The following is a 712-nucleotide window of genomic DNA, read 5'->3' on the forward strand; positions in this document are numbered from 1 at the left end:
AATAGATCGATACAACCATAAATAAGCCAAAACAAATATTATTGTAGGTATAATTTCTCCCAAAAATATCCGAGTTCATAAAATACCTCCTCCACAAAAGGTTCTTTGTTACTATTTTCCAGATAGTATAGCAGTATAAAAAAAAAAAATCTACAAGACGTTTGACTATTCTGACTATTAGTGATACAAACCGCCCTTTATTGACAAATAAATATAAAAAAAGAGCGTTATTTGCACGCTCTTTCAGGGTTTATTTGTTTAATTGTTGTTATCATTAGTGGATTTATTATCTTTTTCGGGCTTGCCTTTATTGTTAGACTTATTGTCTTTATTTGAGTTGTTTGAGTTTCTATCGTTTTTGTCTTTGTTTAAGTTGGCGTTATTAGAGTTGTTGTTTTCTTTTTGAATTATTTTTTTGTTTTCATTAGTATTTGCAGCTTTGTTTCCATTTGACTTCTCTGTTAGTTTGTTTTCTGGTTGTTTTTTTGTTGCATTTGGATTTACTATCTCTGGCGGTTGAGTTTGTACCGGTTCCTCATTAAGAAGTTCCTCTGTTTTCTGTTTTTCTTTAGTTTCTTTAGTTTCTTTAGTTTCTTTAGTTTCTTTAGTTTCTTTAGTTTCTTTAGTTTCTTTAGTTTCTTTAGTTTCTTTAGTTTCTTTAGTTTCTTTAGTTTCTTTAGTTTCTTTAGTTTCTTTAGTTTCTTTAGTTTCT

The 712-nt window shown here is 28.7% G+C and carries 1 pseudogene; it reads right to left on the minus strand.

The features are described 5' to 3' along the window. Positions 1–258: 258 nt before the first annotated feature. A pseudogene (locus LDK52_RS19895) lies at positions 259–712 on the minus strand (hypothetical protein); the annotation flags it as partial.

It is taken from the genome of Psychrobacillus antarcticus (assembly GCF_029533155.1).
Classification (GTDB): domain Bacteria; phylum Bacillota; class Bacilli; order Bacillales_A; family Planococcaceae; genus Psychrobacillus; species Psychrobacillus antarcticus.